This is a genomic window from Leucothrix arctica (assembly GCF_003172895.1).
In the GTDB taxonomy this organism is placed as follows: domain Bacteria; phylum Pseudomonadota; class Gammaproteobacteria; order Thiotrichales; family Thiotrichaceae; genus Leucothrix; species Leucothrix arctica.
Window position 1 is genome coordinate 221,641 of sequence record NZ_QGKL01000039.1, and the last position, 14,662, is coordinate 236,302.

At 43.4% G+C, this 14,662-nt stretch carries 13 protein-coding genes; 8 read left to right on the forward strand and 5 right to left on the reverse strand.

From position 1 onward, the window contains the following. Window positions 1–61: 61 nt before the first annotated feature. The 5 genes from DKT75_RS15220 to soxA all read left to right on the forward strand — a co-directional run bounded on the left by DKT75_RS15220 (window position 62) and on the right by soxA (window position 3,680). Window positions 62–1,450, forward strand: a complete 1,389-nt coding sequence (locus DKT75_RS15220; RefSeq protein WP_146201393.1) for a M48 family metalloprotease — start codon at window positions 62–64, stop codon at window positions 1,448–1,450. 171 nt (window positions 1,451–1,621) lie between these two features. Further along, complete coding sequence (gene soxX / locus DKT75_RS15225; protein ID WP_211665452.1) at window positions 1,622–1,981, forward strand: sulfur oxidation c-type cytochrome SoxX; 360 nt, start codon at window positions 1,622–1,624, stop codon at window positions 1,979–1,981. Window positions 1,982–2,006: 25 nt separating this feature from the next. After that, a complete protein-coding gene (gene soxY, locus DKT75_RS15230; protein WP_109824294.1) occupies window positions 2,007–2,474 on the forward strand; it encodes a thiosulfate oxidation carrier protein SoxY in 468 nt (155 codons plus the stop codon). A gap of 10 nt (window positions 2,475–2,484) precedes the next feature. Next, window positions 2,485–2,802: a thiosulfate oxidation carrier complex protein SoxZ gene (soxZ, locus tag DKT75_RS15235; RefSeq protein ID WP_109824295.1), complete on the forward strand. Its 318-nt coding sequence runs from the start codon at window positions 2,485–2,487 to the stop codon at window positions 2,800–2,802. Between the two features lie 32 nt (window positions 2,803–2,834). Then, a complete protein-coding gene (gene soxA / locus DKT75_RS15240) occupies window positions 2,835–3,680 on the forward strand; it encodes a sulfur oxidation c-type cytochrome SoxA (protein WP_245923231.1) in 846 nt (281 codons plus the stop codon). Between the two features lie 441 nt (window positions 3,681–4,121). On the opposite strand, the gene xth is transcribed toward soxA, so the two are convergent. From xth to tsaE, 5 genes are all read right to left on the reverse strand, one after another. Beyond that, a complete protein-coding gene (xth, locus tag DKT75_RS15250; RefSeq protein ID WP_109824297.1) occupies window positions 4,122–4,898 on the reverse strand; it encodes an exodeoxyribonuclease III in 777 nt (258 codons plus the stop codon). Then, window positions 4,895–6,937, reverse strand: a complete 2,043-nt coding sequence (locus DKT75_RS15255; protein ID WP_109824298.1) for a M3 family metallopeptidase — start codon at window positions 6,935–6,937, stop codon at window positions 4,895–4,897. Before DKT75_RS15255 ends, xth begins: the two co-directional genes overlap by 4 nt. A gap of 135 nt (window positions 6,938–7,072) precedes the next feature. After that, entirely contained in the window at window positions 7,073–9,085 is a 2,013-nt protein-coding gene (locus tag DKT75_RS15260; RefSeq protein ID WP_109824299.1) for an Ig-like domain-containing protein, read from the reverse strand. 192 nt (window positions 9,086–9,277) lie between these two features. Further along, the gene (locus DKT75_RS15265; protein ID WP_109824300.1) at window positions 9,278–10,531 is read right to left on the reverse strand and encodes an N-acetylmuramoyl-L-alanine amidase; all 1,254 of its coding nucleotides are present in this window, start codon (window positions 10,529–10,531) and stop codon (window positions 9,278–9,280) included. Between the two features lie 96 nt (window positions 10,532–10,627). Then, on the reverse strand, window positions 10,628–11,095 hold the full coding sequence (gene tsaE / locus DKT75_RS15270) for a tRNA (adenosine(37)-N6)-threonylcarbamoyltransferase complex ATPase subunit type 1 TsaE (protein ID WP_109824301.1): 468 nt from the start codon (window positions 11,093–11,095) through the stop codon (window positions 10,628–10,630). 63 nt (window positions 11,096–11,158) lie between these two features. Here tsaE and queG point away from each other — a divergent pair, with 63 nt between their 5' ends. From queG to DKT75_RS15285, 3 genes are all read left to right on the forward strand, one after another. Continuing rightward, window positions 11,159–12,238 carry a tRNA epoxyqueuosine(34) reductase QueG gene (gene queG, locus DKT75_RS15275; protein ID WP_109824302.1) on the forward strand — a complete coding sequence of 360 codons (1,080 nt, stop codon included), beginning with the start codon at window positions 11,159–11,161 and terminating at the stop codon, window positions 12,236–12,238. 156 nt (window positions 12,239–12,394) lie between these two features. Next, window positions 12,395–13,612, forward strand: a complete 1,218-nt coding sequence (locus DKT75_RS15280) for a S1 family peptidase (protein ID WP_245923233.1) — start codon at window positions 12,395–12,397, stop codon at window positions 13,610–13,612. After that, window positions 13,600–14,574, forward strand: coding sequence for an FHA domain-containing protein (locus DKT75_RS15285; protein ID WP_109824304.1), 975 nt, complete (start codon window positions 13,600–13,602; stop codon window positions 14,572–14,574). Before DKT75_RS15280 ends, DKT75_RS15285 begins: the two co-directional genes overlap by 13 nt. The last annotated feature ends 88 nt before the right edge of the window (window positions 14,575–14,662 follow it).

Here is a 14,662-nt window from a genome sequence, read left to right on the forward strand (position 1 = left end):
TGGGGTGTTTGGGTGAATAAGTATTACGGTATCTTTATGAAAGAAAGTGAGGCCTGTGTTTGTGAAGATTAAAACCTTGTTATTAAGTGCTGCATTGGGGCTTTTGCCTATCGTTCATGCCGAGCTTAATTTAGAAATACCAGAAACGATATTATCATCGCCTAGTATGGCACCTGCTTCCTCAGCTTCCGTCAATTTTAGTAGTGCAGGACTGCGACGCTTACGTGCGCTGCGTAACCGTGGAAGAGTGGTTGAAGACCCTGAACTTAATGCTTGGATCAGAGGCCTCGGCGTACGCTTACTCGCGCAAACGGAATATAAAGGGCGTCCATTTTACTTCGCGATTGTACGTGATGAGCAAGTGAATGCTTATGCCACTCAAGGTGGTTTAATTGTAATTAACTCAGGACTTATCTTACGTTCTAGTTCCGAAAGTGAGTTGGCTGGCGTTATGGCACATGAGATTGCTCATGTCACTCAGCAGCATATCGAGCGAATGATTGCGCGTTCAAAAGGGAATGCCTACAGCAATACCGCTGCGGTGGTCGCTGGGTTATTAGTAGGGTCACAAAATCCCGAAGCAGGACAGGCAATCGTTTCTTCAGCTTTAGCGATTGATGCACATAACAGTTTAAAGTTTAGTCGTTCTGCGGAAACTGAGGCTGACCGCGAAGGTTTACGTATTCTTGTTAATGCAAAGTTTAACCCGAAAGGCATGGCTGACTTTTTAGGTAAGTTAGACGACGGCGTGGATTCTAATTATGCAGATATTGGGCAATATTTAACGAGTCATCCGTTATCCGCTCAGCGTGTCAGTGATGTGAGCCAGCGAGCGGCACGTTATGGAGTGTTCCGTGGAAAAAGTAATCCTAGTTATGATTACATGAGGCAAAAGTTGCGGGTACTGACTCGAAGCCCTGCGGCTCTGGATAACACACCGCCTTATGCGACACGTTATGCAAAAGCTTATCAGCTTTATCAGCAAGGTAATTCAGCAGCGACGGTTCAACAGTTAAAGTCGGGTACTCAACAGTTTTCAGAGGCCATGCTACTTGCACGTGCCTATCTTCAACTTAACCAACATCAGCAAGTGGTTCAGCTACTGCAGCCTTTATTGACACGTTATCCTGCCGAGGGAAGCCTAATTATGCCAATGGCTGAGGCGTTGGTCGGGTTGAAGCAATACGAAAGAGCATGGCAGCTGATGTCTAGAGTGAGGTTGGTTGAGCAAACAAGCTTAGACTTTCTCGCGCTAAGGCAAGAGGTAGCAAGATTGTCTGGACGATTGGGACAAGCTTATCTGTCCGTTGCTGAGCGTAATATTCGTATCGCTGAATATAAGCACGCATTAACTCAGTTAAACCTAGCTTCACGCACGCCAAAGCTGACTCCACTAGAAGGGCAACGTATCCAGCAGGCAATTTATCGAGCGAAGCGCTTTAAAAAGTGATATCCCTATCGAGAAAAAACATATTATTTTGCTGTTTATAAGTCCAACCCGTTCCTGATAGCTTTGCCTCCAAATGCCTAATCCGTTACTCTTAGTGGGTTAAGGTGAGGTCTTTTCGCAGTCTATGCATTGCGTCCATACCTTAGATAAAAGTTTTGGAGGAACCAAACTATGCAAAATTTATATCGCGCATTGTCTGTCGCCGCTTTATTTGGCGCGCTGATGGCCCCGATGGGTCTAGCGACAGCTGATGAGGCTCAAGTGATTAAAGAAGGTAAGGCAATTGCTTTCAATAAGACAAAGGGTAACTGCATCGCTTGCCACATGATGGATGGTGGTGACATGCCTGGAAATATAGGCCCTCCATTAATCGCAATGAAGGCGCGCTTCCCCGACTTAGCTAAACTCCGTGAACAAATTTCAGACGCCCGTGGAATGAACCCAAATACCATTATGCCTCCATTTGGCACGCACGGTATTTTGACAGAAGCTGAGTTAGACAAGCTTGTTGTCTATATCCAAAGTTTGTAAGTATTGAATTTAAAGGACAATACGAATGTTAAAACGTAGAATATTTTTGAAAAACACATTGGTTGCCAGTGCAACGGGTGCAGTATTGAGTTCAGGTTTGATGACGTCAGCGAGTGCTAAAGAAGAAGCGCCGGCGATGAACCCATTTGAAGCAGATAACCTAAAAGATGCATTGAAAGCGGCAGGCATCACCGACTATGAAATAAGTGATGATGTCGTTGTTCATGCGCCCAGCATTGCTGAAAATGGTGCGGTAGTAACTATCAAAGTGGAAGCGAAATTAGACAATGTGTCAGAAATGGCTGTTTTGATTGAGCAGAACCCAACACCTTACGCTGCTAATTTCTTTATTGGTGAGGGTGCTACGCCATTTGTAACGAGTCGTTTCAAAATGGGTAAGACAAGTGACGTTTATGGTGTGGTCAAAGTAGGAGATAAGTACTACGCGAATAAGCAATTTGTCAAAGTAACAAAGGGCGGCTGCGGCGGTTAAGGGGATAATTATGGCTAAGCAAGAATATAGAACACGTCTAAGAGCTAAAGAAAAGGATGGGATTGTCAATGTGAAAGCACTTGTCGCTCATCCAATGATTACAGGTTTAACGAAAGATGCAGATGGAAAGATCATTCCTGCGCACTTTATAAATGAAGTCATTGTGACCGCTAACGATAAAGTAGTGATGAAGGCACTTTGGGGCGCAGCAGTCTCGAAAGACCCTTATATTTCATTCGACTATGCAGGTAAGTCAGGTGATGTTGTTAAGTTTTCATGGACTGACAATCAAGAGAATACAGGTAGCGCCGATATAACGGTGAAGTAAGCTGTAAATAAAATGTATTCAGGAGGTTTTCTATGAAAAACAATATGATGACGGTGGTATTAGCCTCGGCTTTTTCCATGTTAGCGGTCGCAAGTACAGTGGTGTTTGCAGGGCCAGCAGAAGATCAGGCATCTTTTCAGAAGTACTTTAAAGATCGTTTTAAAGAGACTGAGTTCGGTGACTTTCAGAACGGTGTGTATTCTATTCATGAAGATTCTCGTCAGCAATGGGAAGATATTGAAGAGTTTCCACCGTATGAGTTAGCGATTGAGCGCGGCGAAGAGATGTGGGACGAGGCATTTAAAAACGGCAAAACGTATGCTGATTGTCTTGGGAAAGAAGTGTCAAAAATTCGTGCACGTTACCCGCACTATGATGAAAAGAATAAGACGGTAGTGACACTGGAAGGCGATATTAATAAGTGCCGTGTAGATAACGACGAGAAGAAGCTAGGCTGGAAGAAAGGCGCTATTGCTGACTTGTCTGCGTATATTGCTTTTGAAGGCCGTGACGAGCCTGTTAACGTCAAGCGACCAGAGTCTGAGGGTGAGCTTGAGTGGTATAACAAAGGTAAGCAGTTCTTTTACGCAAAGCGTGGTCAGTTAAATATGGCCTGTGCGGATTGCCATGTTTATTACTCTGGTCGTCGCGTTCGCTCTGAGACGTTGAGTCCAGCATTGGGTCATACGACGCATTGGCCGGTGTATCGCTCAAAGTGGGGAAGCATGGGAACATTGCACCGTCGTTATGCTGGGTGTAATAACAACATTCGTGCAAAAGCTTTTGATGCGCAAAGTGATGAGTATAAGGCTTTGGAGTATTTTCAAACCTTTATGTCAAATGGCTTAGCATTTAATGGGCCGGGTGCTCGTAAGTAAGCATTGATATAGTGACAGGCACAAAAAAGCCCAGTTCTACTGGGCTTTTTTTATGAATCGCTTTTGAAAAAATAATTAAAATTTATTGAAAATCCACTCGTTTCATCTTCATTGACGAAATTGATGAACTTCGTAAATATACCCTCAAGACTTTGCTTTATCGATTCGTCATCTTCAGCGATCTTAAAGTCCATGTATAAACCCTGACTGTAATATCCATCACTTAATCCATAAGCAGTGTTAGTCAGTGCCACAACTGATACGAACAATATTGCCCTAAAATATTGCATACAGCCCCCTGTCATTTGTAGTTATCTTAGCCCTAGCTTAAAAATTCCACATTACTTCTAAACAAGGAAACTTTATAACACGAGGGCTTATTGTCGTGTCAATAAAAAAATCCATAAGGGTATGTTTTTAATGAATAAATGATTGTTTTTATTACAGAATAAGGTTTCTGAACTCCGCAACGGCAGGCGCGTGGTCTGAAGGTCTTTCCCACGTACGTGGTTCTTTGTCGACATAACTTGCGGTGCATTGTTCGGCCAATAAAGTACTCGTTAAAACAAGATCGATTCTTAAGCCTTTGTTGTTGTCGAAACCACCACTACGATAATCCCACCAACTCCAAAGCTCATCTTCTTGTTCGAACATGCGGAATGAATCTACAAACCCAAGGTCGCAGAGTTTCTTCAGTGCGGTACGTTCTTCGGTAGAGCAGAGGATTTTTTCGTGCCACGACTTAGGGTTGTGAACATCACGATCTGTTGGTGCGATATTGAAATCCCCAAGAATAATGAATTTCTTATTCTCCTTAACTTGCTCGGCAACCCACGCAGTCACTTTTTCCAACCAGTCTAACTTGTACGCAAATTTCTCAGACCCAACCTCTGAGCCATTCACGACATAGAGGTTAAGTATTTGCACATCGCCAATTTTAGCAGCGGTAATGCGGCGCTGAGGGTCTTCAAGGCCCGGTAAGTCAAACAGCACATTTTCAGCTTTTACTTTGCTGAGCACGGCCACACCGTTATATGTTTTCTGGCCGTTGTAAACGACTTCATAACCAGCAGCCCGTATTTCAGCTTCTGGAAACACATCATCCGTTACTTTGGTTTCTTGCAGCGCCAAAATATCGGGTTGAGCGGTCTCTAGCCACGAGAGTACATGTGGCAACCTGACACGAAGTGAGTTTACGTTCCAAGATGCGATTTTCATGCAGCATCCTCTGTCAAGCCACTGTGACGCAGTAGCGCATCAACGTTTGGCTCTCTGCCTCTAAACGCTTTGAATGACTCCATAGCAGGACGTGAACCGCCTTGCTCTAGTACTTGCTCTAAGAAGTCCTTACCGACCTGCTTAGTGAATAAACCTTCTTCTTCAAAACGTGCAAATGCATCAGCAGACAATACTTCAGCCCACTTGTAGCTGTAATAGCCCGCAGCATAACCACCTGCAAAAATATGACTAAACCCATTCTGGAAGCGGTTAAAGTCTGGAGCAGGGATAACGCCAACTTGCTGACGCGTTTCATTCAAAATAGTTTGAATGTCATCTGCTGAGCTGATGTTACTCATGTGGATACGCAGATCAAATAATGAGAACTCAAGCTGTCTAACCATGCCCATCGCAGACTGGAAATGTTGCGCTGCCTTTATTTTATCGAATAACTCATCAGGGATTTTTGCGCCTGTTTCGTAGTGAGCGGCAAATAAGTCTAGCCCTTCACGTGTCCAGCACCAGTTTTCCATGAACTGACTTGGAAGCTCTACAGCATCCCACTCAACGCCACTGATACCTGAAATATCTAGGTATTCAACTTTTGTGAGCATGTGGTGTAGGCCGTGACCAAACTCATGGAACAAGGTAATCACTTCGTCGTGAGTAAATAGCGCAGGCTTGTCACCTGTTGGAGAAGAAGAGTTGCACGTCATAAAGGCAACGGGTACTTGTACCTCTGTTTCACCTTTGAATCGCGTTGCGCAATCAGCCATCCATGCACCACCACGCTTGTGTTGACGGGCGTAAAGGTCGAAGTAGAACTGTGCAACTAGCTCCCCTTGTTGGTTCTTAATGTCATAGAATCGAACGTCTTTATTCCAGACATCAACGTCAGTATTTTGCGTGATCGTAAGGTCGTAAAGTGATTCTGTTAGCTTAAACAAACCAGCAATTACCTTGTCCGCAGGGAAGTAAGGCTTGATGTCTTCACTGTTGAAATCAAATAGTTTTAACTTTAGTTTGTCACTAGCGAAACCAACATCCCATGCTTGTAAGTCAGTAAGGCCTAATTCATTAGCAGCAAATTCTTGTAGCTCGCTGTATTCTTTTTTTGCATGAGCGTGTGACTTTTCTGCAAGCTCTTCTAGGAAGGTAATGACGTGAGCAGGGGAGTCAGCCATTTTCACATCAACGGAGAAGTCTGCGTAGTTTTCAAAGCCTAAAAGCTGTGCTTGTTCTTGACGTAGGTTTAAAATTTCAACCATCTTCTGACCGTTGTCAAAAGAGGTGTCATCCGCTTGGTCAGATGCACGTGTAGTAAATGCGCGGTATACAGTTTCGCGTAGTTTACGATCAGTCGCATAAGTCATGATGGCATGGAAAGACGGAAATTCTAATGTAATCAGCCAGCCTGTTAACTCACGTTGTTTTGCACTTTGCGCGGCTGAGTCCAGTGCGCTTTGTGGTAAGCCATCTAACTCATTAACGTCAGTGATTAACTTTGTCCATGCGGTAGTCGCATCCAGTACATTGTCTGAAAAGCTCGACGTTAAGCTAGACAGCGATTGGTTGATTTCTTTATAGCGTGTTTGTTTCTCTTCATTTAAGTCGATACCTGAGCGTTTGAAACCTTTTAATGTGTCATCCAAGCTTTTGCGTTGAGCATCATCCAGCCCTAGCTCATCTTGTCTTTGTTGAATCGATAAAATAGCATCGAAGTAGGCTTTATTTTGTCCTCTCTCCGAGCTGAACTCACTTAGTTTTGGTAGGCATGCATTGTAAGCTTCGCGAAGCTCGTCAGTGTTAACCACACCATTCATGTGGCTTACTGGTGACCACATGCGGCTCAAGCGATTCTCAGCAACTTCTAAAGGGTGTATGAAGTTGTCCCAAGTAGGGTTTTCTACGTTCTTTAGAAGGTCGTCTAAGAGGTTTCTGTTTTCTTCCAAACATTGGTCAAGTGCAGGGATAACATCACTTGGTTTGATTTTGCTAAATGCTGGAAGGGTATTGGTATCTAAGAGGTAGTTTTTCATCTGTGATCGTCTCTACAGTTATTATGCTTTTATCATAATGTTTTTTTACGAGTATGTGCAGAAAACAGATCATAGAAAATGAAAAAGGCCCTTAGGATGAGCTAAGGGCCTTGGGTGTAAACGTGTTACTAGGGTTTAGTTAGTGACTCCGTTGAGTTGGATGTCGTTGTATTCACAGTCTCGCGTTCCGTATGGACTTATCTGATTAGGTGGACTGCCTTCACCAGTAATATCAGCATTTAGTACGTGAAGTTTTTGTTCTATCTTAGACTTATATTCAGTACCGTTCACTGTGACTGTTGCTGTTATTGAAACACTTTCCCATAGAGCGTAATTTTGAAGGTAGCTGATTGCAACCGTTGCTTGCCCTGAGTCATCTGTGGCGCTATTACCCGAAATAGTTGTTGAGTTTGTTGGCTCTAGCGTCCCGCTGTTATTGTAATCCTCGCCGTCATCTAGCCAACCATCTTTATCTATGTCTTCAACGTGTGCTGAGCAATCATAGAAAGGATCGTTATATAACCATTGACCAGCTTCCTCATTGTAGCCAAGAGAGCCTTTGTAGTATCCAATAGACGTTACTGTAAAGTCTATTTGTTTGTTGGCTACAGGGTTACCCGCATTATCAGTCACAATGACGCCAAATGTCTTTTCGTAGAATGGAGAATTATCTACAAGCAGTTCATCAAAACCAAATGCTATTCTGACCGCTTCACCACCTACAGTAAGTTTTGTTACATCTTCTTCTACAAAAGTCTCACCTGACATAGCTTCTTCAGCTGTCTTTGCAACACCTTCAATGTGTGAGGTAATTACTACGCCATCTAGCGCACTAGTAGCGTTACCCGCGGTATAAACAACACTCGCTTTACCCGCTGAGTTAGTTGTCGCTTTCGAGCTGCTTAGTTTGCCGTCAACGGTGTCTTCCAAGTTAAATACAACCACTTGGTTTTTAACAGGGTTATCATTTATGTCGTTAACCTGAGCTAAAATAGAGCTTGTGCCCAATGCTGCAATGATTGATGGGTCGGCTTGGATGTTGAGATATTTCGGTGTTGTAGAGACGAACTCTAACGGCAAGCTTGTAGACAGGGAAGTAGTATTGTCTGAGGCCGTAATGACGGTACCACCAGCTGTTGACGAAAGAATATCAAAAGTAGCATTACCATTTGCATCTGTTGTGACTTGCTCAACCGATGAGCCATTAGAAAAAATTTGGCCACGTGTTGCGCTTAGGTAAATTTCTTTATTGGCTTGCGCTACACCATTTGCCGTCCAAGCAAGTGTGATCGCTTGTGTTGTATCAACCGCAATTTCATCTACCGTAGTATCTAGGTTGAAAGCATTTGGAGATACAGTAATTGTTTTACTGTTGGTTGCGCCAAGAGCTGATATTTCAATATCGTATTCGCCACCAGAGGTAGGTTGAATGTCAAACTGTGCTTCACCCTGCGCGTCTGTTAGTAAGGTTGTTGTAATTAACGATGATGTAATCTCAACCGATTGCTGAGATAAACCTTCACCGGCTGCATCTTTTAATTTGACTGTATAGGTTGTCGGAGTATTCATTGAAATACTACTAGCGCCATCGATTTCGACGGTTGTGCCTACGATCTCAATGCTGAGCGTTTCAGTGATGCCGCCAGAGCTTACTGTTACAAGTACTGTCTGGTTTCTCGGTTCTTCAGGCACTAGCTCCCAAGTGGTTAAAGTGCCGTCTGAACTGACCTCACCCTCAAATAGTGTAGCGCCTGCGCTTACTGATGGAGAGAAGGTCACATCACTCAATGCAATATTGTCACTGTCCTTTGCCATCATATAAATGATAGCAGGGTCTGAAGAGCCATCTGAAATAGCGGAATCGCTGTTTAGTGAGGTAGTGCTTGCATAAACCAGTAATTTCGCAACTGCAGTCGTTTCAGTCTCGGCTTCAGTTTCATCAGTCGTTGTGTCTACTTCGGCAGAAGTATCGGTCGTGTCTGTTGTATCAGTACTAGTGTCACTGGTATCTGTTGTTGTATTCGAGCCAAAGCCAACATTAGTTGAGCTGCTACTGCTATCGTCAGAGGAACTGCCACCACAGGCGGCAAGTGCTAGCGAAATTGCCAATGGCAACGCTAGTTTTATAGTTTTTTGGGTGAGTGACATTTCTTTAGCCCTTATCTTTATTATTGTTTCTGGGGGAGATTTATTTTGAATAAAGGTATCACTATCAGCAGCTGAGAGGGTAGTTGCTCAAGATAAATGGTTGGCTTGCCGATTAGAGGGTGCTTTTTGTAGACAAAAAAAGAGCCGCTATAAAGCGGCTTAAATCACATCGAAACTTTCAGGTTTAAATTTTTAAGAATGTGGCTGATGATTCATACCAGAATCTGCATAGCGAGGGTCACGCTCATCAAGCGCTACCTTGTAGCTACGAATACCACGATAAACTGCTTCTGCGATTTGATTTTGGTACTTCGCAGTTTTTAGTTTTCGTTCTTCTTCAGGGTTAGAAATAAAGGCCGTTTCAACCAACATGGATGGGATGTCAGGAGAGCGTAGTACGCCGAAATTGGCACTTTCTACACCTTTTCTAGCTAAACGGTTAACCGTACCGAGCTCAGATAAAACCTGCTCTGCCAGTTCAACACTGTCATCGATTGCCGCTGATTGCGTTAAGTCCAATAACACTTTAGATAACACTTTGTTATTAGAGTGTACTTCTGCACCTGCTAAGCGAATATCAATTTCATTTTCGTTTCTTGCCAACCAACGCGCCATCTCACTTGATGCGCCTTTCTCTGACAACACATACACCGATGAGCCATTCACGTTTTTATTCGTGTTTGCATCAGCATGAACCGAGATAAACAAGTCAGCATTCTTCGCCTGAGCAAGATCAATACGCTGACGAAGTGTCAGGTACTTATCCTTAGGGCGGGTCAAAAATGCTTCCATACCTTTGGTTCTGTCGATACGTGTTTTAAGGCGCCGGCTAATTTTAAGCACGACATCCTTTTCATAAGTACCGTGCTTACCAACAGCACCTGAGTCGTGTCCACCATGACCAGGGTCAATGGCTACAACAAAATTACGACGCTTGCGTGCTTTTGTCTTTTTGGCAACAACAGGTTTTTTTGCAGCGGCTTTTTTGATCGGAGCAGCAGCGACAACAGCATTCTTATCGTCGAGCACTACTTCAAGTCTATACTTGCCATTTACCTTTGTTAGCTTAGTCTGCGCCTTAGTTTTGTTAGCCATGTCGAGTACAATTCGCAAGTCGTTATTATTACGAGTTGCATAACGTAGACGGCTGACAAGTGTCTTCGGACGTTCAGGGTTTAGCTTTAAATTTCCGTTAGTTTGTGCGCTGTGAATATCTAGCACAATACGGTCAGGAGAGCTTAGCGTAAATAATTTATGTTCAACTGAACGATCCAGTTCAATTACAACATGTTGCTTATTGCGACCACTGTGAATTGCCAGTGATGTAATAAGTGCATTGTTATCTTTAGCGATTATTTTAGGGGCATAGGAAACTGCGCCAAGCGCACCTATTGATTGCGCCAGCTTTAGGACAAACTTCCTTCTTTGCTGATTTTTTAAATCCATTTTGGAACGCTCTATTTTTTATTACCAGTCAAACTCCGTATAAGATAAACGGATTAGGTGGTTAATATCAAGTAGATTTTATGAAAAGTTGTTAACTTATTGTTTTTGATTGTTAAGTTGGTTTTTAATTGTGATGCTTCGACCCTGATCAGCATAATTAATATGCACCTCTAAGTCGGCAGTGGGGATAAAGTTAGCAGCCTTGTCTGGCCACTCTAACAAGCAGAGTGCGTCGGGACGGAAATAGTCTCGTACGCCAAGGTACTCAAGCTCTTCCGGGTCGGCCAAACGATAAAGGTCGAAGTGGTAAATATGTCGCTCTGCAACCTCATAAGGTTCAACAAGTGTATAAGTAGGACTTTTAACCGTTCCTTCAAAACCTAATGAGCGTAACAGCCCACGTACTAAGGTTGTTTTACCAGCACCTAAATCACCATAGAGTTTCACCACGCCACCAACGGGTAGGTATCTGGCTATTTGTCCGCCAAGCGCCATCATCTCTTTTTCGTTTTGAACAGATAGTGTGCAGGGTGGTTGAATGTCTTGTTGTGTGCTGTTGTTCATAGCTTGGTATCTGAGTAATGATGCTTCATACTAACGCGAATTCGTATTTTGTTCGAGATGGGTATGGCCAATTTGATGTCGCAATCTGAGCGAGACACGCTGCTTCATCAGCTAGAAGAGTGGGGGCAATCGCTCGGTTTTCAACAAGTTGGTATCAGTAATACTAACCTTGGAGAAGCAGAAGCTCAGTTGCATGACTGGTTAGATAAAGGTCATCACGGAGATATGGGGTGGATGGCTTCTCATGGTTTAAAACGAAGTCGACCCGAATTACTAGAAACTGGCACTCGAAGCATCATCAGCGTGCGCATGGATTACCTACCGCCTGAGAACACAGATCCAGAAATGGTACTAAACCACCCCGAACTAGGTTACATCTCTAGATATGCTTTGGGGCGTGACTACCACAAGGTGATGCGAGCACGACTAAAAAAACTGGCTCATAAAATGCAGGAGGCAGTCGGTGACTTCGGTTTTCGTGTATTTGTTGATAGTGCACCCGTATTGGAAAAACCTATCGCCGTAAAAGCAGGGTTAGGCTGGGTTGGTAAGCACAGTAATATTTTAAATCGTGAAGCAGGTTCGTGGTTTTTTCTGGGTGAAATTTATACTGACTTGGTGTTGCCAGAGAGCGAGCCTCAAACCGATCATTGTGGCAGTTGCACTGCATGTATTGATGTTTGTCCAACGCAAGCCATCATTGCACCTTATGTGGTTGATGCACGCAGATGTATTTCTTATTTAACCATTGAGTTAGACGGGGCAATACCTGTCGAGTTTAGAGAAGCGATGGGGAACAGAATTTATGGGTGTGATGATTGTCAGTTGATTTGCCCTTGGAATCGCTTTGCTCAAGAGACGCATGAAACTGACTATCAGGTTAGACATGATTTGGACCACGAACATTTATTGACGCTATTCGCTTGGACTGAACAGGATTTTCTGGATAAGATGCAAGGCTCTGCCGTTCGTCGGATTGGTTTTAAACGATGGCAGAGAAATATCGCTGTAGCATTGGGGAATGCGCCACCGAACGACAACATTATTAATGTGCTCATTGCAGCACGTCCCTCATCTGACGATATCGTAAAAGAACATATCGACTGGGCAATAGAGCAACAACAAAAGAAATACGCGAACTAATTAGTACAGAGATACTACTGAATTACCTCAACTTACTAGTAGTAACTCTTGTTATTAGCTAGTCTGCTGTGCGTGTTAAAGGGTTATAAAAATCCGTATTAAGGAGATAAACACAAGATGTTACGATGTTTGTTGCTGCTAATAATTAGCAGTCTAATGATCACTCCATGTTTGGCTGAGTCAGATACTTCAAGTATCTATGAGGAAGTTGAGTCATCGGTTTATCAAATTCGAGTTATCAACAACGAAACGGGCAAGAAGGTTGCCATCGGTTCGGGGTTTGTTGTTGAAAAAGACAGTATTCTAGCGACGAATTATCATGTTGTGAGTGAGTACGTAAATGCACCAGACGTGTTTAGTTTGGAGTACCTTTCTACCAGCGGCGATAGTGGTCCGTTGGCGTTACTGGACTTAGACGTTATTCATGACCTCGCGGTGTTGAGAAGTCTAAAGCCAATGGGCGCACCGTTAAAAATTGCACCCGTTCCAGAAAAAGGCGCGGTTTTGTACTCATTAGGTAACCCGCTTGACCTTGGCTTTTCGATTGTCACGGGGACCAATAATGGCATTATGACTCAAGATCAAGACGGTAATATCTTGTTCTCTGGTAGTCTAAATCCTGGTATGAGTGGTGGGCCTACCTTAGATGAGTCAGGTAATATCATTGGTATTAATGTGGCTACTCAGGGTAATTCACTCGGTTTTTTAGTGCCTGCTAATTACCTGTCTGTGATCTTGGAGCGTTTAGCTAAGAGCAACTTTGTACCGGTTAAGGATCGCTTTGCACGGATAGCCGAGCAACTTATCGAAAAATCACAACGAACGCTTGATCGCTTTTCTGGAAATGATTGGGGAAGTACTCGCATTGGTAAGCTGATCGTACCGGCAGAGCTTGATAAATCCATGCGTTGCTGGGATGTCAGCCGCACACCTAAGAAAGATGACTTGTTTAGACACTTTTTGACGGAGTGCAGCAACCAAGAAAATACCTACCTTTCTAAAAACCTAGCGTTAGGTGCAATCAACTACGAATATATTTGGATGGATAGCGAGAAGCTCCACCCATTACGTTTTTTCACTCAGTATGAAAAAATGAATAGTAGCTTCATTGATATTGATGTCAGCAAGTCGGATGTGACTAACTTTGCTTGTCACACGAGCTTTTTAGAGGTGGCTGGACAAAACTTTAAAACGACCGTTTGCCGTCGTGATTACCTTCGCTATAAAGGCCTAAGCGATATGCTGTTTAGCCTTGCGCTAGTGGGTCATGAGAGACAGGGTGGCTTGTTTAATTTGGATGTCACGGGTACTAATGCCAGTGCCGCATTTGGTTTGTTTAAGAAGATGGTGGAGACGTTCAAATGGCAAAGCTAATCCTTGAAACCATCCATAAAGGCAAGCGCGACTTTCATAAGCTAGATAGTTTTCCGGCGACAATTGGTCGTGCACTGGATAACACAGTCATTGTTTCAGATATCACCGTGTCACCTCATCACCTTCGCATTGATGAAACTGACTCTGGATATGAGGTTTCTAACCTTGCATCAGAGAATGGCACAACGATCGATATGGTTAAAATGACCAGCGACACTGCTGGTTTAAATATCCCATCACGTTTAATGCTCGGTGATTTGAAAGTCAACATCATGTCACCGGATACTGAGTTAGCACCGACTCGGATAAAGGACGTTAAAGTTGGCTTTTTCTCTTTCTTAAAAAACCCATTCTGGGCATTTGTGTTCGTAGCGTTGAGCTTCAGTCTTATTTTACTGGGCAAGTTTATTAGGACGCCCGTTGCCGAAGATCCTTTAGTGCACGTAAGCAAAGTTTTATCTGCGTTGTTATTGATATTCTTAATCGCGTTAGTGATTACGTGTGTGAGTCGATTATCGACCCATCGTTGGGCTTTAGTGCCAGCGATCAGTATCGCTGCACTGTTTATGCTAATGCCTCAGGTGTTTGAACATGCGGGTAACTTTTTAGACTACTACCTAACGTCATCACTACCGTCATCAATCTTTGAGAACGTTAGAAATTTCTTGTTAGTACCGGCTCTATTGCTTCTTTATTTGGTACGAGTGCACCATGTGAAATTTGTGTCAGCGTTAGGTATTGCAGTGCTAGCAACGATGCCAATTAGTGCATTTTTCTTGGCTGACTTGGTTGATGGTATGTCTAATAAACAAGGCTTCTCAGCGATGCCTTCTTACAATAAGTCACTTAGTGCTGTTGATATACGCGCCAAAAAGACCATGACTATTGATAGTTTTATTGATCAAGCGAGTAAAGATTTAGATCAAAAAATGACTCAAAGCATTAACGACTCATTGAAATAGTTTAGTGCTAGTTCGACAGCGTTATAGTGGTGTCGAGTAAGTACTGGGCCGCTTCAAGAAGACGTTGCAAAGTTAATGGCTACTTCAG

Bases quoted from the DNA above. Each gene is read 5' to 3' on its own strand.
- xth (WP_109824297.1), bottom strand. From the start codon at position 4,898: ATGAAAATCGCATCTTGGAACGTAAACTCACTTCGTGTCAGGTTGCCA.
- DKT75_RS15260 (WP_109824299.1), bottom strand. From the start codon at position 9,085: ATGTCACTCACCCAAAAAACTATAAAACTAGCGTTGCCATTGGCAATT.
- soxX (WP_211665452.1), top strand. From the start codon at position 1,622: ATGCAAAATTTATATCGCGCATTGTCTGTCGCCGCTTTATTTGGCGCG.
- DKT75_RS15280 (WP_245923233.1), top strand. From the start codon at position 12,395: ATGATCACTCCATGTTTGGCTGAGTCAGATACTTCAAGTATCTATGAG.
- DKT75_RS15255 (WP_109824298.1), bottom strand. From the start codon at position 6,937: ATGAAAAACTACCTCTTAGATACCAATACCCTTCCAGCATTTAGCAAA.
- tsaE (WP_109824301.1), bottom strand. From the start codon at position 11,095: ATGAACAACAGCACACAACAAGACATTCAACCACCCTGCACACTATCT.
- soxZ (WP_109824295.1), top strand. From the start codon at position 2,485: ATGGCTAAGCAAGAATATAGAACACGTCTAAGAGCTAAAGAAAAGGAT.
- soxA (WP_245923231.1), top strand. From the start codon at position 2,835: ATGAAAAACAATATGATGACGGTGGTATTAGCCTCGGCTTTTTCCATG.
- DKT75_RS15265 (WP_109824300.1), bottom strand. From the start codon at position 10,531: ATGGATTTAAAAAATCAGCAAAGAAGGAAGTTTGTCCTAAAGCTGGCG.
- queG (WP_109824302.1), top strand. From the start codon at position 11,159: ATGGCCAATTTGATGTCGCAATCTGAGCGAGACACGCTGCTTCATCAG.
- DKT75_RS15285 (WP_109824304.1), top strand. From the start codon at position 13,600: ATGGCAAAGCTAATCCTTGAAACCATCCATAAAGGCAAGCGCGACTTT.
- soxY (WP_109824294.1), top strand. From the start codon at position 2,007: ATGTTAAAACGTAGAATATTTTTGAAAAACACATTGGTTGCCAGTGCA.